Origin of the sequence: Rubrivirga sp., assembly GCF_965213695.1 — a bacterium.
In the GTDB taxonomy this organism is placed as follows: Bacteria; Bacteroidota; Rhodothermia; order Rhodothermales; family Rubricoccaceae; genus Rubrivirga.
In genome coordinates this window covers 2,752,142-2,770,531 of record NZ_OZ243912.1, presented here as the reverse complement: position 1 = coordinate 2,770,531, position 18,390 = coordinate 2,752,142, and the positions used below count along the sequence as shown (strand labels likewise).

Below are 18,390 nucleotides of genomic sequence, written 5' to 3'. Positions count from 1 at the left end.
GGTTGACGCCGGGGTCCGTTCCGGATCCCGCGCGCTCACCCGCCCACCGCCCCCATGCTCGGCCACCTCCTGACCGTCGGCGACGAGATCCTGCTCGGTCAGATCGTCAACACGAACGCGGCGTGGCTGGGCGAGCGGCTGGCCGAGGTCGGCGTCGACGTCCGGCGGAGCGAGACCGTCGGCGACGACATCGGCGTGATCGCGGGCGCCCTCGACCGGGCCTACCGCGACGGCGCCGCGCTCGTCGTCGTGACGGGCGGGCTCGGGCCGACCCACGACGACGTGACGAAAGCGGCCGTCGCGCGCGTGTTCGGTCGCGAGCTCGAGGTCCGCCCCGACGTGCTCGGCTGGATCGAGGCCCGCTACACGACGCGCGGGCGGACCATGCCGGCCGTCGGCCGGATCATGGCCGAGGTGCCGGCCGGCTTCGACGCGCTCCCCAATCCGAAGGGGACCGCGCCCGGCCTGTGGGGCGAGCGCGTGCTCGACGGCCGCCGCCAGCTCGTGGCCGTGATGCCCGGCGTGCCGCACGAGATGGAGGCGATCTCGGAGGGCTCCGTCCTGCCCCGGCTCGTCGCCCTGCAAGACGCCGTCGTCCTGTCGCGGACGCTGCGGACGGTGGGGACCGGCGAGAGCGACCTGGCGGCCATGATCGGCGAGATCGTCGGCGCGCTGCCCGACGACCTGACGCTGGCCTACCTCCCGAGCCTGGGCGAGGTCCGCGTGCGAGTGACGGCGCGGGGCGCCGACCGCGATGCCGCGCGCCGCGACCTCGACACGGCGACCGACGCCATCCGCGACGTGCTCGGCACGACGGTCTACGGCGAGGGGGCGACCACGCTCGAAGCCGTCGTCCACGGGATGCTGCGCGAGCGGGGGCTGCGGCTCGCGGTTGCCGAGAGCTGCACCGGCGGCGCGATCTCGGCGCGGCTAACGGCCGTGCCCGGCGCGAGCGCGTCGTTTTTGGGCGGCGTCACGGCGTACAGCAACGAGTCCAAAGTCGACCTGCTCGGCGTCCCGGCCGAGGTCATCGAAGCGGAGGGGGCCGTCAGCGAGCCCGTCGCGCTCGCGCTCGCCGCCAGCGCGAGGGCTCGGTTCGGCGCCGACGTCGGCGTGGCCACGACGGGCGTCGCGGGGCCGACGGGCGGGACGCCGGACAAGCCCGTCGGCACGGTCTGGGTCGCCTTCGACCGGGCGGAGACGAGCCGGGCGGTCCGGCTCCAGTTCACGACGGACCGGGCGGTCAACGTCGCGCTCTCGGCGACGGCCGCCCTCGACCTGGTCCGCCGCCAGCTGCTCCGGGGGAGAGCGGGTCCAGCGAGCTCCGCGGGTCCCGCGAGTTGAAGAGGGCGGACGCGCCTTCGGCGCCGGGCCGCGAGCGGACTCGCCCGACTCGCGGAACCGCCTCGAGACTCCGCGTCAACTTTTCCGACGCGCGCGGGTTACGTCGGTCCTTCACGGCGGTCTAGACGTCGCGAGGGCGTGACGCGGCGCTGTCACTCCCCGGTCGCTACCCTGTCGCGTTCCCACTGTGCCAGAGGGGCCATCCACTCGGCCCTCTACCCATTCAAAAAGCTGCTCCCCGGAGCCCTGCCCTCATGGCGAAGTCCCCCGCAACCATTCCCGCCGACGCCGCTGCCAAGTCGAAGGCCCTCGATCTCGCGATGAAGCAGATCGACAAGCAGTTCGGCAAGGGCGCCGTGATGAAGATGGGCGACGCGCCGCCCGTCGAGATGGACGCGATCTCGACCGGGTCGCTCACGCTCGACCACGCGCTCGGGATCGGCGGGGTCCCGCGCGGCCGGATCATCGAGATCTACGGGCCCGAGTCGTCGGGCAAGACGACGCTGGCGACCCAGATCGTGGCCGAGGCCCAGAAGCTCGGCGGCACCTGCGCCTTCATCGACGCCGAGCACGCCTTCGACCCGACCTACGCCGAGAAGCTCGGCGTGAACACGGACGAGCTCCTGATGTCGCAGCCCGACACCGGCGAGCAGGCCCTCGAGATCTGCGACATGCTGGTCCGCTCCGGCGCCATCGACGTGGTCGTGATCGACTCGGTCGCCGCGCTCGTGCCCAAGGCCGAGATCGAGGGCGAGATGGGCGCCAGCCACGTCGGCATCCAGGCGCGGCTGATGAGCCAGGCGCTCCGCAAGATCACCGGCACCATCAAGCGGACCAACACGATCCTCATTTTCATCAACCAGATCCGGATGAAGATCGGCGTCATGTTTGGGTCGCCGGAGACGACGGCCGGCGGGCGGGCGCTCAAGTTCTACGCCTCGGTCCGGATGGACATCCGCCGGATCGGCGCCATCAAGGACGGCCAGGAGGTGACCGGCAACCGGACGCGCGTCAAGGTGGTCAAGAACAAGGTGGCCCCGCCGTTCCGCCAGGCCGAGTTCGACATCATCTACGGCGAGGGCGTCTCGTCGCTCGGCGAGCTCATCGACTTGGGGCTCGAGCACGACATCATCCAGAAGTCGGGCTCGTGGTACAGCTACGGCGACGAGAAGATCGGCCAGGGCCGCGAGGCCACCAAGGAGTGGCTGAAGACGAACGAGGACCGGCGCGAGGCCGTCAAGCAAGCCGTCAAGGAGGCGCTCGGGATGGTCCCGGCCTCGGCCGCGAGCCGGGAGGACGCCGAAGACGTCGAGGACGTCGAGGAGGACGAGTTCGCCGACGCCTAGCCGCTCCATCGCGATGGCGTCCGGCGGACCCCCGGTCCGGGCGCCCATCGCTCCGCTCAACGGACGCCCGGACGGTCCCCCTTGAAGGGGGACAGCTCTCCGAGCCAGGACCTCTCCGGCTCTGTCCGGGACGGGCTCCGCAGCCTGCGGGGATCGGCCGGAGAGCAGGAGGGGCGGCGGGGTAGCTTGCGCCATGCGCCTGCTCGCCCTCTTCCTCGTCGCCGTCGCGGCTCAGGCCCAAGACGTCCCCGTCGACACGACGAACCTGCCGCCGAACACGGAGCCGTACGAGGTCGTCGTGCTCCGCGACATCTACGACGCCGACGGGCCCCTCGTGGCCGTCCCGATGCGCGTCGTCAACACGTCGGCGTACCCGGTGTACTTCGGGGCCGCGCCCGCGCTCTGGGCCGGGAGCCTCCTCGCCGACGAAGACCTCGACCCGGCGCTCCGGCTGACGGTCGCCCAGGCCGCCAACTTCGGACTGACGTTCGCGCTCAAGAACCTCGTCCGGCGCCCGCGGCCCTACGTCGCCGTGGCCGGCGTGACGGCGCGCGACCGGGGCCACCAGGGCGACGACGTGTTCGACCCCCACTCGTTCCCGTCGGGCCACACGTCGTCGGCGTTCGTGATCGCGACGTCGGTGAGCCTGAGCTACCCCGAGTGGTACGTCGTCGCGCCGGCCGCGGTCTGGGCGGGCCTGATGGGCGTCACGAGGGTGTGGCACGGGGTCCACTACCCGAGCGACGTGCTCGTGGGGGCGGCCATCGGGACGGTGTCGGGCGCGGCCGTCCACTTCCTCCTGCCGCGCGTGTTCGGCGAGGAGCGGGACGCCGCCCCAGCGATGCCGGTCCGCGTGGTGATCCCGCTGTGAGCCGCCGGTCCGCCACCAGCGGGGCCGAGTGGGAGGGCCGCTACGGGTACCGCCGGGCCGTCCGCATCGGCGACGTGATCGCCGTGTCGGGCACGACGGCGCCGGGGCCCGACGCCACCGCCCAGGCCACTGCCGCCTTCCGGATCGCGCTCGCGGCGCTCGCCGAGCTGGGCGGCACCCCGGCCGACGTGGTCCGCACGCGCATGTTCGTCACCGACATCGCGGACGCCGAGGCCGTCGGCCGGGCCCACGCCCAAGCGTTCGGCGACCACCCGCCGGCGGCGACGGTGGTCGAGGTGTCGGCGCTCGTCGCGCCCGAGCTCCGGGTCGAGGTCGAGCTCGACGCGGTCGTGACGGGGGAGGGGGCGGCGTAGCTTCCCGCGCCCCACCGCCCGGCCCATGCTGCCCCTCGTCCACACCGTCGCGATCGCCGTCCACGTCCTGTTCGGGGCGGCCTGGTTCGGGCTCGGGCTGGCGCTCCCGTCGCTCGCGCGCGGCGCGATGTCGCCCGGGGCCGCCGAGGGCGGGAAGGTGGTCGGCGCGATGAGCGGGTCGGTCGTCCTGTTCTACGCCGCGGCCGTGCTGAACTGGACGCTGGGGATGCAGCTCGGCTTCGAGGCCCAGTACAACACGTGGCCGTACCACACGGCGCTGACGCTCGGGCTGGTGCTGGTCGCCGTCCAGTTCGCGCTGATCCGGCCGGGGTGGGCCCGCCTGGTGAACGGCGCGGGGACGCCGGTCGGGGAGTCCGGCCGCAAGCGGATCGCGCTCGGCCTGGGCGTCGGCCACGCCGTCTGGATGATCGTCTTCGTGCTGATGTACATTGGGCGCGGGGTGGTCGGGGCGTAAAGGAGGGTCACTTCGCTCGCGGGAACGGGGAACTGGCGGAGGCCACCGGGTGGCGCTGGCGGCCGGAGACGGGCATCTTCCCAGTCCCCAGTCCCCAGTCCCCAGTCCCCAGTCCCCAGTCCACTCAGCCCTCGGCCGCGCGGCGGAGGCGGTCCATCACGGCGAGGCCGAGGCCGACCGGCGGCACGGCCTCGGCGTCGATCCGACTCAGCCCGGCGGCGTCGGCGCGGCGGAAGGTGTCGAACAGGCGGCGGGCGTAGTGGGCGACGTCGGGGCAGACGGCGACCAGGGCGTAGCCGGGCGGTGGCTCAGAGAGACCGATCCAGGCCGCGTCCGGGCCCGGCGCCCACTGCCGGACGTCGTCGACCACGCGGACGCGAGCGCGGGGCGCGTAGTGCCGGTGCTGCGTGCCTGGCGACCGGCGCCCCACCTCGTCGCCGTCGCCGATGGCGCGGGCGTCGGGGAACAGCGCTCGGAGCGCGTCGAGTGTGACGGCGCCCGGCCGGAGCACGAGCGGGACCGGCCCCGTCGCGTCGACCACGGTCGACTCGATCCCGACCTCCGTCGGCGGCCCCCGCAGGACGGCGTCGACGCGGCCGTCAAGGTCGTCCCGTGCCGCCTGCCAGGTCGTCGGGCTGGGCCGCCCACTCCGATTCGCCGAGGGCGCCACGAGCGGTCCGGTCCCGCCCAACACGGCGAGCACGAGCGGCGCCGACGGCACGCGGATGGCGACCGTCCCGAGCCCCGCCGTGACGGCCGACGGCAGGCCGGGCCGGGCCGGCAGCACGACCGTCAGCGGGCCCGGCGCGAACGCCGCCAGCAGCCCGCGCCCGGTCTCGGTGACGTGGGCGACGGCGTCCGCCTGGGCCGCGTCGGCGAGGTGGACGATGAGCGGGTTGTCGCTGGGCCGCCCCTTCGCCCGGAACACGGCGGCCACGGCGTCCGGGTCGTCGGCACGCGCGGCCAGGCCGTAGACGGTCTCGGTCGGGACCACGCACAGGCCGCCCCGCCGCAGGACGGCCGCGGCTTCGTCGGGGTCTCGCAGGAGGCGCGTGCGCACGGGCGGTAGGTTCCGGGGCCCGCAAGATCACGCCGCCATGGCCCGCAAGCCGCCCGCCCCCGCCGACTACGACACGCACGACGTCGACGGCTACGAAGTCCTCGTCGGGAAGTCGGCGAAGGACAACGACCGGCTGACGTTCAAGGTGGCCCGGCCGGCCGACGTCTGGCTCCACGTCGGCGGGGGCACGCCCGGCAGCCACGTCGTCGTGCGGACGCCGGAGGGCGGGGAGGTCCCGCGCGCCGTCGTGAAGAAGGCGGCCGAGCTGGCCGTCCACCACTCAAAGGCCAAGAACGCCTCGGGCAAGGTCGACGTCCACGTGTGCCGGGCGTGCGACGTGACGAAGCCGCGCGGGGCGAAGCCGGGCTCGGTCCAACTCCGCCGCTACGACTCGGTCAAGGTGTACCCGCCGGGCTAGAGGTTGGCCTGGACCGACGCGCGAGAGGGTGGAGGGGCGCCTCTCGCCCCTCTCGACCCCCGCCGCTCTGGGGCTGTCTACTCTCGGTCGCCAGGAGCCGGAGCGCGTTGAACACGACGACGGGCCCCTCGGTCTCCACGCCGTCCCGCCGGTCGTGGGCAGTCGCGGGCGCCAGCTCGTCGAGCGCGGTGGCCCCGGCCGCGGCCACGATCATGAGGAAGTCGATCTCGAAGCGGCCGGCCCGGATCGAGCCGGGCGGCCTCCGTCACCGTGACCCATCCGCCGAAGGCGTACGCGCCGAGGAAGAGCGCGAGCGGGACCCTCGCGTCCAGGCGTATGCGGACACCACCGTCCGCAGACCTCCCCCGACCTCCACGCGCCCTCATCGAGGCCGGCACCGTCGTCGCCACGCCCGACGGGCCGGCCCTCCGCTACCGGCTCGCGGACGACGCCCACCCGCCCACGCCGCTCCCCCGCCTCTCCGACGGTCGACGGCGACCTCCACGCCTATCGCCGCCACGCCACCCAGGCGACCCGGTAGTCCATCTGGGCTCCCAGACCACGAGCTCCACGAGGCTCGGCCTCCAACGTCACGGCCCGACCCTCCCCACGCGAACGGGGCACTTGACATCGGCCCTAATGGTCGCGTAAAATAGCAACTGCACAAACGATTGCGCAATCTTATGGACACCCAGACGGCACCCCGCATCACCGACGACCACAAGCGACAGTACCGCGAGCGCGGCTACTTCATCCTGCCCGGCGTCATCCCCGAGGCCGACCTCGAGACCGTCCGCGCCGAGTGCGCCGACCTCATCGCCGAACAGGACGCCGAGATGGACCGGGAGGGGACCGACACCCTCAACCTCAGCCGCCGGAACAGCCGCTACTTCGTGTTCCTGGCCTCGAAGGACCGGCCCCAGCTCAACGACTTCATCTACAGCGACTTGATGGCCGAGGTCTGCCGGGCGACGATCGGCGACACCGCCTACCTCTTCTGGGAGCAGTTCGTCGTGAAGGGGACCGACAAGGCCGGGGCCGAGTTCACCTGGCACCAGGACTCCGGCTACGTCGACGGCGAGCACGAGCCCTACGTCAACGCCTGGATTCCGCTCGACGACGTCAGCGGCGACAACGGGACCATCTCGCTCTTGTCCTACGACCTCGCCGGGACGCGCGACAAGGTCGAACACAAGCCGGTCCCCGGGACCAAGGACCGCACCGGCTACTTCGGCGACGAGCCCGGCGAGCTCGCGACGTGCCCCGCCGGCTCCGTCGTCGTGTTCTCGAGCACTTGCTTCCACCGCTCGGGCGCCAACCACACCGACGCCATGCGGCGGGCCTACGCGCTCCAGTTCTCGCCCGAGCCCGTCCTCGAGCCTGACGGCTCGCTCAAAGGCCTGGCCGAGCCGTTCCTCGTCGACGGCCAGCGCGTCCGCTAGTGCTGACCCAGGCCCAGGTCGACGACGCCCGCCGCCGCGCCGCCGCGCTCCTCGAGAGCGCCGGCATTGTCCTCACCCCCCAGGAGCGGGCGGACATTGAGGTCGCCGACTTCGGCCTGGGCGACCTCGACGTGTCCGGCCTCGAACTGGTGGTCTACGAGAACAACGACCGCTACTGCGCCAAGGAACTCGTCCTCTTTCCAGGGCAGACCTGCCCCGAGCACCGACACCCCCCCATCGGCGGCGAGCCGGGCAAGCGGGAGACGTTCCGGTGCCGGCGGGGGCGGGTCTGGCTCTACGTCGAGGGCGACCCCACCGAGCCCGTCCAGGCCCGAGTCCCCGACCCCGACCACTACACCGTCTTTCACGAGGTCGACCTGGGGCCGGGCCAGCAGTACACCATCCCGCCCGACACCCGGCACTGGTTTCAGGCCGGCCCCGACGGCGCTGTCGTCTCGGAGTTCTCGAGCACGAGTCGCGACGAGCACGACGTGTTCACCGACCCCCGCATCCGCCGCGCCCCCGAGATAGAGGGCGAACCTTGAGGCGTCAGGAACGGAGCACGTGGGCGCTGCTCCGTAGGTTGCGCCCTGCTCCTCCCGTCCCATCATGGCCGTCACGCTGAACGACATCGCCGAGCGTGTGGGCGTGTCCGTCTCAACGGTCTCCCGCGTCCTCAACAAGAAGGCGACGTCGCACCGCATTAGCACGGACACCGAGTCCCTGGTGCTCCAGGCGGCCCGCGACCTCGACTACAAGGCCAACCACCTCGCCCGTGGCCTCCGCCTTAGCCAGACCAACACGATCGGCGTCGTCGCCCCGGACGTCTCGAACCCGTTCTTTGCCCGGGTCGTCAAGCGGATTCAGACGAGGGCTCACGCCCTCGGCTACAGCCTGATCGTCTGCGACTCCGACGAGAGCCTCGACCTCGAGGTCGAGCAGGTCAACCTGCTCTACCGCAAGCGGGTCGACGGGCTGATCGCGATGCCCGTGGGGCAGCACTTCGAGCACTTCGAAGAGTGGGCCGGCCGCGAGGTGCCCCTCGTCTTGGTCGACCGCGGCACGGATGCCCTCGAGGTCGACTCCGTGATCGTCGACAACTACCGCGGCGCGTTCGAGGCGACGGAGCACTTCTTGGACCACGGCCACCACCAGATCGCCGTCGTCCAAGGGCTCGGGGGGACCTCGACGAACACGGACCGGCTCGCGGGCTACCACGACGCCCTCGCCGCCCGCGGCGTCTCCGCCGACGACCGCCTCCTGGTTGGGGGCGACTTCGGGGAGGCCACCGGCTACGCCGCGACCGGCCACCTCCTCGACCTCGACCGGCCCCCGACGGCCATCTTTGCTACGGGCGACCTCATCACCTTGGGCGCCCTCCAAGCCATCGACGAGCGGGGGCTCTCGATCCCCGACGACGTCTCGCTCATCTCGTTCGACGACTTCGACTTCGCCCCTTTCCTCCGGTGCCCGCTCACGGCCGTCGAGCAGCCGAAGGGGCCGATGGGGGAGGCCGCCGTCGATCTGTTCGCGGACCAGATCGTCCGCCCCGGCCGCGCGCCGCGCCGGGTCACGCTCCGGCCCCGCTTGGTCGTGAGGGAGTCGGTACGCCCGCCCGACGGCGAGACGGGGTGAGACTCCCCGCGCCAGCCCCGACCCGCGGGCGTTCCAACCGCGAGGCCGTCCCTGCGGACGAGGCGGGGGCAAGACGAAAAGCCCCCTTGCGCCCGCTCACCCTTCACACTACCTTCGACGTGTGGAAGCGCTCCCGGCACGGCCAACCGGCCGATGGGAGCCCCGCCAGCCCCCGCGTATGGCCGATTCCAGATCCCGTCTTCGAGCGTGCGCAAACGATTGCGTCGTGACGTGTGCCGTCCTGGCGGTGGCCCTCGTCGGCCTGGCCGCGTGCGACACCACCGAGGGGCCACTCGCGCCGTTCGAGGGCGAGCGGCCCCTCGAGCTCCTGGCCGTCACCCAGAGCTTCACGCCGGAGGTCCAGTGGGTTGGCGGTCGCGTCGCCGCTGTCGGCGTCAACCGGGGGAGCGTCGCCGCCCTCGACGAGACGCTCGTCTGGCTCCAGACGGCCCCCGACAACACGATCGGCTCCTTCGTAACGGTCGGCCAGCAGACGGCCGCCGACGCCATCCGGTCTTACGGGGGGACCCCGCTCGACAGCCTGGTCGACGGGGAGGAGTACACCGTCTGGATCGCCGAGCGGTCCGCCCTCGACGTCGGCCTCGACACGACGCGCGTCCCGGCCGGCTCGTTCGCCGACACCACGCTTACGACCTCGCTCGTGCTCCGTGGCATCTCGAGCGGCGACCGCGACCTCGGCGTCGAGTGGCGGATCGTGCGCGACGAACGGTTGGTGGGGAGCCGGTTCGTCGTCACCTGGTCGCCGGCCGTCCCGTTCCGCCGGCTGGCTATCCGGCAGGCCTCGACGGGGGGCTTCACCGACCTGGTGTGGCACGTCCTGATCCCGGACGGCGAGGCCGGCGGCATCACGCCGCCCGTCGTCATTGGGGAGACGCCGCCCGGCGCCCAGGAGGCCGTCCCGTTCTCCGGCGCCTTCGAGCCCAGCGCCTACACCGTCTGGGGCGTGACCGAGGACTGGGAGGGCGGGTTCAGCACGTTCTCGACGGGCTACAGCTTTTTCCGCGTGTTCCCGAACAACTTCGACGACTAGCCCATGCGCGCCCGACTGCTCGTGTCCGCCCTCGCCCTCCTCGTGGCCCTCCCCGGGTGCGGTGGCGCCGAGGCCGACGACGGCCGGACGACGGTCGTGTTCTGGCACAGCCTGGTCAACTCGAGCATCCCAGCCTTCGAGGACTTGGTCGAGCGGTTCGAGGCCGAGCACCCCGACATCCGCATCGACGCCCAGTACATCCCCAGCGGCGACGCCCTCGTCCAGAAGCTGATCACGTCGGTCCGCAGCAACACGGCCCCCGACGTCTCCTGGATCCGCGCCGACTACCTCGAGGACCTGGTCCGCGCCGACGCCATCTACCCGATGGCCGACTTCATCAACGGCCCCGACGGGCTCCCCGACTCCACCCTGGAGGACGTGTACCCGTCGCTGTTGCAGCTCGCCTCGTGGCGCGGCGACTTGTACAGCCTGCCGATGGAGGCCACCAACCTGGGCCTGCTCTACAACAAGGACCTGTTCCGCGAGGTCGGCCTCGACCCTGAGCGCCCGCCGCAGACGTGGGACGAGCTCCTCGAGTACTCCCGCCGGCTCACGCTCGACGAGGACGGCGACGGCCGCAACGAGCGGATCGGGTTCCTCGCCCCGGTCTACCCCGCCGACAGCCCGCTCGGGCCGTGGATGGTCTGGCAGTGGACGCCGTTCCTGTGGCAGGCCGGGGGGAGCCTCATCACCGAGGACCAGACCCGCGTCCTGTTCGGCGACGAGGCGGGCGTCCAGGCGCTGACGTTGTGGAAGGAGCTCTACGAGGGGCAGAACCAGAAGACGTTCTCGAACGAGTTCATGACCACGTTCGCCTCCCAGCAGGCGGCCATGATGCTCGACGGGCCGTGGAGCCTGCCCAACTATCCGCGCCTCCTCGCCAACATGGACTGGGGCGTCGCACCGTTGCCGGCGGGGCCGGACGGGCGGGCTACGATTGGCGGCGGCGAGTACCTCGCCATCTTCAAGCAGTCCGAGCACCCGGACGCGGCGTGGACCTTCATCAAGTGGATGATGGAGCCCGAGGTCCAGGCCCAGTGGTCGCGGGAGTCGGGCTACCTCCCGATTCGCCGGAGCGTCCTCGACGTGCCCAGCTACCGCGCGTTCCTCGAAGAGAACGACGGGCTGAGGGCGTTCGTCGAGCAGATGAGCGTGTCCGGCAACGAACGGATCGACTACCAGCAGCTCGAGATCAGCCGGCTGATCGCCCAGGCCATCGAGCGGGCGACCGTCGGCGGGGAGGACCCCCGTGCCGCCCTCGAAGCCGCCGCCGCCGAGTCGAACCGGCTCTTGGACGCCGCCGAGCGCGTCCCAGACGAGCCCGTCGCCGCGCGCCGATGACCGAGGTCCTCACCCACCAGGAGCACCACGCCGCGGCCGACCTCGTCCGCGCGCGCGTGACGGAGACGGCGCCCCGGCCGACGCCCCCGCCCGTTCGCCCCGGCCGGCGTTGGGGGCAGGGGCCGCTCGCCCTCGCCTTCCTGTCGCCGACGTTGCTGGTCTTCGGCGTGTTCGTCCTGTTCCCGGTCCTGTTCTCGTTCTATCTCAGCTTTACCGAGTGGAACCTGTTCGGCGGGCAAGCTGGGTTCATCGGGGTCGACAACTACACCCGGCTCTTTGCCGACCCCGAGTTCTGGCAGGTGTTCGTCAACACGGCCGTCTACACCGTGGCCACCGTCCCGCTCAACATGGCGCTGGCGCTGGCGACGGCGTTCTTTCTGCACCAGAAGATCGTCGGGACGCCATTTTTGCGGGCCGCGTTCTTCTCGCCCGTCGTGATCTCGGCCGTCGCCGCGGCCGTCGTCTGGCGCTGGGTGTTCGACCCCAACCTGGGGCTCGCCAACGCCGCCCTCGAAGGGTTGGGGCTCCCGGCTGTCAACTGGATCAACGACCCGACGGCCGCGATGGGCGCGCTCATCCTGGTCGGCGTCTGGAAAAGCTTCGGGGTCAACATGGTCCTGTTCGCGGCCGGGCTCGCCTCCATCCCTACGCACTACTACGAGGCGGCCCGGATCGACGGGGCCAACGGCTGGGAGCGGTTCTTCCACATCACGTTGCCGCTCCTGGCCCCGACGACCCTGTTCGTGCTGGTGTTCTCGATGATCGGGTCGTTCCAGGTGTTCGACCTGGTGTTCGTCTTGACGAACGGCGGGCCGCTGGGGGCGACGAAGGTGCTCGTGGTCTACCTCTACGAGCACGCCTTCAAGTTTTTCGACATGGGCTACGCCTCGGCCGTCGCCTACGTCCTGTTCGCGGTCCTCTTCGCGCTCACGCTCGTCCAGATCCGGGCCTTCAAGGGACGGGGGTTCAACCCGGCATGAGCGTCAACGTCACCTTTGCCGGGCGGACCGCCAGCCGAGCCCTGGGCTACGCCGTCGTGTACACGGCCGCGCTGTTGACGCTGGCCCCGTTCGTCTGGATGGTCCTGACGTCGTTCAAGGAGATCGGCGAGATCTTCAGCTACCCGCCGACGTGGTGGCCGGAGACGTTCACGCTCGAGAACTACTCGGCGGCGTTCTCGGCGGCGCCGTTCGGCCGGTACTACGTCAACAGCCTGTTCGTAGCGACGGCCGTGACGCTGGGCCAACTCGTGACGTGCTCGATGGCGGCCTATGCGTTTGCGCGGATGGAGTTCTGGGGCCGCGACGCCCTGTTCTTCGTGTTCCTGGCGACGATGATGGTCCCGGTCCACGTGACGATGATCCCGAGCTTCATGATCCTGCACTCCCTGGGCCTCATCGACACCTACGGCGCGCTCATCATCCCCGGTCTGGCGTCGGCGTTCGGGACGTTCTTGCTGCGGCAGTTTTTCCTGACGATCCCGAAGGAGCTCGAGGAAGCGGCTTTTTTGGACGGGTGCGGGCGGTTCCGCGTGTTGTGGCAGATCATCGTCCCGCTGTCACGGCCGGCCCTGGCCACGCTCGCCATCTTCACGTTCATGGGCGTCTTCAACGACTTCCTGTGGGCGCTCGTCGTCGTCAACTCCCAGGAGTTGTACACCGTCCAACTGGGGCTCGCCGTGTTCCGCGACCGCTACATGACCGAGTGGGGCTCGCTGATGGCGGGCTCGGTCGTCGCGACGCTGCCCATCCTGCTGGTGTTCGCCGTCGCCCAGCGCCACTTTATCGAGGGCATCGCCCTCTCGGGCCTCAAGGACTAGGCCCACCCCGACTCCCCCCGGAGACCCCGTTCCACCAACCCCTCACAGGTACCCTGTTATGAGACTTCCTTGCTACTCCCCGCACAATCCTTTGCGCACCGGGCTACTTGCCTTGGCCGCGCTCGCCCTCGTGGTCCCCGCCTCCGCTCAGGACAGCTACGGCATCGGCGAGACCGTCACGGCCCCGGCCGTCGAGGACGGCGCGATCACGCTCGACGGCGCCGACGACGAAGCTGCCTGGGACGACGCGCTCACGCTCGACATGACCCAGTTCTGGAACGGCGGCTACTACGACTGCGACACGAGCGGCGGCGAGGTCGACGTCATCGCGACTGCCAAGGTCCTGTTCTCCGAGGGCGTCTTGTACGTCCACGCCGAGGTCCAGGACTACCAGGAGTTCTTCTTCGGCGAGCCCGGGAATCCGTGGCAGGGCGACGGCATCCTCGTCGGCGTCGACATGACGCACATGGGCGACGACCAGACCGACGACGGCTACGCGGGCTGGCCTGGCAATGGCCCCGATAACGGCCCGTTCACGTACAAGATCTCGGGCGCCACTGACGTCGGGATCACGCACAACTGGGGCTACGACGGCGTCTTCCCGCTCGACGAGGGCTGGGCCGACGGCCAGGTCTTCGTCGACGACGACAACTTCGTTTGGGGCGTCGAAATGGCGATCTACGACGACGCCGTCACGGCCGGCAACATGATCGGGTTCAACGTCGGCGGCTCGACGGCCTCCGAGGAGTGCTACCAGGAGAACGAAGAGGACGGCGGCGACGCCAACTACGCCTTCTTCTCGTGGCAGGCGCTCTCGGCCGGCTCGGCCGGCGGTGACGTCATGAACAACTCCGCCAGCTTCGCGACGCTCATGTTCGCTGGCGGCACGGCGGCCGGCGACGGCCCCGACGCCGGGGGCGCCGCGCTCGCGGCCGGGTCTCCCAACCCGTTCCACGCTGGGACCACGTTCGAGGTCACGCTCGACGCGCCCGGCCACGCCCGGCTGGCGGTCTACGACGTGCTCGGTCGTGAGGTCGCCGTCCTCGCGGACGGCCCGCGCGGCGCCGGCGCCGACCGCGTGACGTGGACGCCGACCGGGCTCCCCGCCGGTTTGTACCTCGCCCGGCTCCTGGTCGACGGCGCCCCCGCGGGCACCGCGACGGTCCAGCTCGCCCGCTAACCCAGAGCTCCGGCCAGGGCAGTACGCCGCTGCCCTGGCCGGCCCCTGAGACCATGAACGCCGCCATCCTCGAATGCCCCGGGCGCTTCACCCTCGAAGACCGGCCGGTCCCCGATGTAGGACCGGGCGAGGTCCGCGTCCGCGCCGCCGTGTGCGGCGTGTGCACCTCGGAGGTCGACATGTTCGAGGGCCGGAACCCGACGCTGGAGTACCCACGCTTTATTGGGCACGAGGTGTCGGGCGTCGTCGACGCCGTGGGCCCGCGCGTGTCGAACGTGAAGGAGGGGGACCGCGTGGCGGTCTACGCCGAGGGCGAGGGCTACGCCGAGTACGTCACCGTCCCGGCGTCGTGGGCCGTCCCGCTCGCCGACGGCGTCCCGTTCGAGCACGCGCTCGGCGAGCCCATCGCGTGCTCGGTCAACGGCGTCCGCAAGGCGGACCCCGAGATCGGCGACTCCGTGTGCTTGGTCGGCTGCGGGTTCATGGGGCTCATCATGCTCCAGGCGTTCCGCGCGCGTGGCGTCGGCGACATCGTCGTCGTGGACCCACGCACGAGTGCCCGCGAGCTCGCGCTGCGCCTGGGCGCCGACCACGCCGTCGAGCCCGACGACGCTCAAGCGTTCGTCATGGACGTGACCGACGGCGCCGGCGTCGATGTCGGCGTCGAGGCCGCCGGCATCCAGGCCACGCTCGACCTGACGTCCCAGCTTGTCCGCCAAGAGGGCGTCTTGGAGGTCTTCGGGTTCCACCAGGGCGCCCCCCGCCAGGTCGACTGGGGGTGGTGGAATTGGCGGGCCTTCCGGATCGTCAACGGCCACACCCGCAACCCCGACGTTTATGTCGAGGGCATCCGTCTCGGGCTGGGCATGATCGAACGGGGCGACCTCGACATGGGCCCGCTCGTGACCCACCGCTACGCCCTGGGCCAGATCAACGACGGCTTCCAAGCCGCCTCCGCGAAAGAGGAGGGGTTCATCAAGGGCGTCATCGCATTCGACCCATGAGCACGTTCCCCACGTCCCGCTGCCCGGCCCTCTGGGCCCTGGCCCTCTTGGTCGCCTTCGCACTCGCGCCGGACGCCGCCGCGCAGTCGCGCGGCAAGGTCGCCGGGACGGTCACCGACGCCGCGACCGGCCAGCCCCTGCCCGGCGTTAACGTCGTCGTCGACGGCACGACGATTGGCACGGCCACCGACGTCGACGGCACCTACTTCATCGCCAACCTGCCCGTCGGGACCGTCGACCTCCGGGTCACGTTCATCGGTTACCGGTCGGTCCTCATCACGGACATCGGGATCTCGACCGGCGCCACGACCACCATCGACGTCCGGATCGAGGCCTCGACGGTCGACCTGGGCGACGACATCGTCGTCACGGCTGAGCGGCCCCTGGTCGAGCGGGACAACACGACGTCGTCCGTGCGCATCGGCGCCGTCGAGCTCGAGACCCGACCGACGGCCGAGTTCACCGAGGTCTTGACCACCTTGCCCGGCGTCGACGTCGTCAACGGGGAGGTCCGTGTCCGGGGCGGCACGCTCGACGAGGTCGCCTTCGTGGTCGACGGCGCGCGCGCGCGCAACCCGCTCAACCACAACCCCTACACCCGGATCAACCTGTCGTCCATCGAGGAGGTCGAGGTCATCACGGGCTCGTTCAACGCCGAGTACGGCGAGGCCCAGTCGGGCGTCGTCAACGTGGTGACGAAGGACGGGACCGACCGGCTCGAGCTCTTCATCGACGGTCGCTACCAACCGCCCGGCCGGCGCCACTTCGGCACGTCGTTCTACGACCCGTCGTCGGACGACTACTGGGAGAACGCGAACGCCCGCCATTTGGAGTGGTGGGTCGAGAACCCCGACCAGTGGGTCGACCCGAACGGGACGCCCGGCGTGAGCCCCCGGAGCATCTGGACGCCCGAAGAGGCCTACGACAACTACATCGCGACGCACCAGCCGCTCACCGACTACACCGACACGCCGACCTACCAACTCGAAGTCGGCGCCGGCGGCCCGCTCGGAATCCCCAACTTGTACGGATTCGGCACGATCAAGTACCGGTCCGAGGCGCCCGTTTTTGGCAACTCGTTCCGTGACGAGGGCCTGTTCACCGACGGCACGGCCAAGCTCAGCTACCGGATGCCGAACGGGATGCGGCTGACGGCGTCCGGCTTCTACGGCCGCGAGGAGGCCGGCTGGGGCTTCGGCGGGACCGACTACTTCTGGGCGCTCAACTACGGCGTCGACGGGCGCTACGCCTACAACGACTTCGAGGGCTTCCCGTACTCCCAGACGAACGGCCAGACGCTCCAGTTCGCCCACGCGCTCGACAACTCGACGCTCTACGAGATCCGCGTCGGCCGCGTCCAGGCCCTCCGCCGCGTCGGCGTGTTCCCCGGCGACTCGCTCGGCTTCGCTGCCGCCGACGCCACACGCGACAACCTGCGCGCCGTCGACGCCGACGGGACGCCGGTCCCCGGCGGCTACGCCAACCGCGTCGGGTTCCACACGACGGGCTACTTCTTCCGGTACGACGACGACAACACGGAGTACAATGCCGAGGGCTACATCTCGAGCCAGATCAACACGTTCTGGCAAGCAAGGGCCGGGCTCGACCTGTCGTACTACGTCCTCGACCACTTCAACGAGTCGAAGTTTCCGACCCGGTTCGACGACCGGACCTACCGTCCCTTCCAGGGCGCGCTCTACGCCCAGAACAAGTTCGAGTTCGGCGGGCTGATCGTGAACGCGGGCTTGCGGTTCGACTTCTACAACCCCAACGACACGCTCTACGCCGACCTGTTCAGTCCGTTCGGGGACGAGGCGGCCCAAGAGGAGACCAAGCTGTACGCCCAGCTCAGCCCGCGCCTGGGCGTCTCGCATCCCATCGACTCCCAGACCAAGCTCCACTTTTCCTACGGCCACTTTTTCCAGCGGCCCTCCTTCAACGACTACGGCGAAGGCAACGACGAGGTGTTGGGTAGCCTCAACACGTTCATCGTCCAGGACACCGGCTTGCCGTGGGTGCTGGCGAACCGGAATCTGAGGCCGCGCAAGACCGTGGCCTACGAGGTCGGCATCGAGCGGAGCTTTTTCGACGCCGTCGTCCTCGACCTGACGGGCTACTACAAGGACATCCGCAACACGATCCGGACGATCACGATTGAGACGCCGGACGGCATCTACCGCACGAACGGGAACGGCGACTACGCCGACGTCCGCGGCATCGAGGCCTCGGTTCGGATGGTGCCCACGACGTACCGCTGGGGCACCCTGGCCGGCTACGTCAATGGGTCGCTCCAGCAAGGGATCTACGGGCGGAGCGGGGCGCCGGTCGTGATCTCGCCCGACGGCGTCCGCTTCGCGCCGAGCGGCGACTTTATCGACCACCGCAATCCCTATTTCAAGGCCGGCCTCTTTTACAAGACGCCGGACGGGGGCGGGCTCGCCGGGGCACTCCTCGGGGGCTGGGGCCTGTCGGTCGACTACCAGGCCGTGCCGCCGAACGAGCAGCTCCGGCAGGACTTCTTCCTGTTCGACGGCCAGAAGTACCTCCGCAGCGCCGATCAGAACACCGACCTCCGCGCCCGCAAGACGTTCACGGCCCAGGTCTCGGGCCGGCCTGCCCAGCTCAGCCCCTACGTCGAGGTCCGCAACGTGTTCAACGACCGCTGGCTGTTCCTGGGCGCCTTCGAGCGGGCCTCCCAAGCGGACCAGCGGGCGCTCGTCGAGAGCGGGTTCGAGACGTTGCCCGAGACCGACGCCGGCGGCGTCCCCATCCTCGACGTCGCCATGTTCCGCAACCTGCCGCGGACGGTCCTCTTCGGCATCACGTTCGACTTTTAGATGCACACTCACCAGCTCTCGAAAGCGGTCCCAACGACGTCCCCTCTCTCCCTGGGAGAGGGACAGGGTGAGGGTGGGTCGATCGCGGCGTCGACCCGGCCCCCCCTCGCCCTGGACCTCTCTCCCGGAGAGGGGAGACGTTCAGGTCTCGGTCGTCGCCCGCAATCCGACCGTTCCGTTCGTCAGCGGCTGG

General features: G+C 70.6%; 17 protein-coding genes. 16 read left to right on the top strand and 1 reads right to left on the bottom strand.

The window, feature by feature from the left end; genetic code table 11:
* Positions 1–54 precede the first annotated feature (54 nt).
* From ACOOHE_RS12310 to ACOOHE_RS12290, 5 genes are all read left to right on the top strand, one after another.
* Entirely contained in the window at positions 55–1,344 is a 1,290-nt protein-coding gene (locus tag ACOOHE_RS12310; protein WP_420454377.1) for a competence/damage-inducible protein A, read from the top strand.
* A 254-nt stretch (positions 1,345–1,598) separates the two neighbouring features.
* On the top strand, positions 1,599–2,690 hold the full coding sequence (recA, locus tag ACOOHE_RS12305) for a recombinase RecA (protein ID WP_420454376.1): 1,092 nt from the start codon (positions 1,599–1,601) through the stop codon (positions 2,688–2,690).
* Between the two features lie 193 nt (positions 2,691–2,883).
* The gene (locus ACOOHE_RS12300; RefSeq protein WP_420454375.1) at positions 2,884–3,561 is read left to right on the top strand and encodes a phosphatase PAP2 family protein; all 678 of its coding nucleotides are present in this window, start codon (positions 2,884–2,886) and stop codon (positions 3,559–3,561) included.
* Positions 3,558–3,935 (top strand): Rid family hydrolase, encoded by a 378-nt coding sequence (locus tag ACOOHE_RS12295; protein ID WP_420454374.1) that lies wholly within the window; start codon positions 3,558–3,560, stop codon positions 3,933–3,935. The genes ACOOHE_RS12300 and ACOOHE_RS12295 overlap by 4 nt, the downstream gene beginning before the upstream one ends.
* A gap of 25 nt (positions 3,936–3,960) precedes the next feature.
* The gene (locus tag ACOOHE_RS12290) at positions 3,961–4,410 is read left to right on the top strand and encodes a hypothetical protein (RefSeq protein WP_420454373.1); all 450 of its coding nucleotides are present in this window, start codon (positions 3,961–3,963) and stop codon (positions 4,408–4,410) included.
* A 124-nt stretch (positions 4,411–4,534) separates the two neighbouring features.
* Here ACOOHE_RS12290 and ACOOHE_RS12285 read toward each other — a convergent pair whose 3' ends face one another.
* Complete coding sequence (locus ACOOHE_RS12285) at positions 4,535–5,470, bottom strand: L-threonylcarbamoyladenylate synthase (protein WP_420454372.1); 936 nt, start codon at positions 5,468–5,470, stop codon at positions 4,535–4,537.
* Positions 5,471–5,507: 37 nt separating this feature from the next.
* Here ACOOHE_RS12285 and ACOOHE_RS12280 point away from each other — a divergent pair, with 37 nt between their 5' ends.
* The 11 genes from ACOOHE_RS12280 to ACOOHE_RS12230 all read left to right on the top strand — a co-directional run bounded on the left by ACOOHE_RS12280 (position 5,508) and on the right by ACOOHE_RS12230 (position 18,197).
* Complete coding sequence (locus ACOOHE_RS12280) at positions 5,508–5,888, top strand: NFACT RNA binding domain-containing protein (RefSeq protein WP_420454371.1); 381 nt, start codon at positions 5,508–5,510, stop codon at positions 5,886–5,888.
* A gap of 683 nt (positions 5,889–6,571) precedes the next feature.
* Complete coding sequence (locus ACOOHE_RS12275; RefSeq protein ID WP_420454370.1) at positions 6,572–7,330, top strand: phytanoyl-CoA dioxygenase family protein; 759 nt, start codon at positions 6,572–6,574, stop codon at positions 7,328–7,330.
* A complete protein-coding gene (locus ACOOHE_RS12270) occupies positions 7,330–7,875 on the top strand; it encodes a D-lyxose/D-mannose family sugar isomerase (RefSeq protein WP_420454369.1) in 546 nt (181 codons plus the stop codon). Before ACOOHE_RS12275 ends, ACOOHE_RS12270 begins: the two co-directional genes overlap by 1 nt.
* Positions 7,876–7,939: 64 nt before the next feature.
* Complete coding sequence (locus ACOOHE_RS12265; protein ID WP_420454368.1) at positions 7,940–8,965, top strand: LacI family DNA-binding transcriptional regulator; 1,026 nt, start codon at positions 7,940–7,942, stop codon at positions 8,963–8,965.
* A gap of 226 nt (positions 8,966–9,191) precedes the next feature.
* The gene (locus ACOOHE_RS12260) at positions 9,192–10,016 is read left to right on the top strand and encodes a hypothetical protein (protein WP_420454367.1); all 825 of its coding nucleotides are present in this window, start codon (positions 9,192–9,194) and stop codon (positions 10,014–10,016) included.
* A 3-nt stretch (positions 10,017–10,019) separates the two neighbouring features.
* The gene (locus ACOOHE_RS12255; RefSeq protein WP_420454366.1) at positions 10,020–11,357 is read left to right on the top strand and encodes an ABC transporter substrate-binding protein; all 1,338 of its coding nucleotides are present in this window, start codon (positions 10,020–10,022) and stop codon (positions 11,355–11,357) included.
* Positions 11,354–12,337 (top strand): carbohydrate ABC transporter permease, encoded by a 984-nt coding sequence (locus ACOOHE_RS12250; protein ID WP_420454365.1) that lies wholly within the window; start codon positions 11,354–11,356, stop codon positions 12,335–12,337. The genes ACOOHE_RS12255 and ACOOHE_RS12250 overlap by 4 nt, the downstream gene beginning before the upstream one ends.
* Complete coding sequence (locus ACOOHE_RS12245; protein WP_420454364.1) at positions 12,334–13,176, top strand: carbohydrate ABC transporter permease; 843 nt, start codon at positions 12,334–12,336, stop codon at positions 13,174–13,176. The genes ACOOHE_RS12250 and ACOOHE_RS12245 overlap by 4 nt, the downstream gene beginning before the upstream one ends.
* 112 nt (positions 13,177–13,288) lie before the next feature.
* Entirely contained in the window at positions 13,289–14,356 is a 1,068-nt protein-coding gene (locus tag ACOOHE_RS12240; protein ID WP_420454363.1) for a T9SS type A sorting domain-containing protein, read from the top strand.
* A gap of 53 nt (positions 14,357–14,409) precedes the next feature.
* Positions 14,410–15,360, top strand: a complete 951-nt coding sequence (locus tag ACOOHE_RS12235; RefSeq protein WP_420454362.1) for an alcohol dehydrogenase catalytic domain-containing protein — start codon at positions 14,410–14,412, stop codon at positions 15,358–15,360.
* Positions 15,357–18,197: a TonB-dependent receptor gene (locus ACOOHE_RS12230; RefSeq protein WP_420454361.1), complete on the top strand. Its 2,841-nt coding sequence runs from the start codon at positions 15,357–15,359 to the stop codon at positions 18,195–18,197. Before ACOOHE_RS12235 ends, ACOOHE_RS12230 begins: the two co-directional genes overlap by 4 nt.
* Positions 18,198–18,390 lie beyond the last annotated feature (193 nt).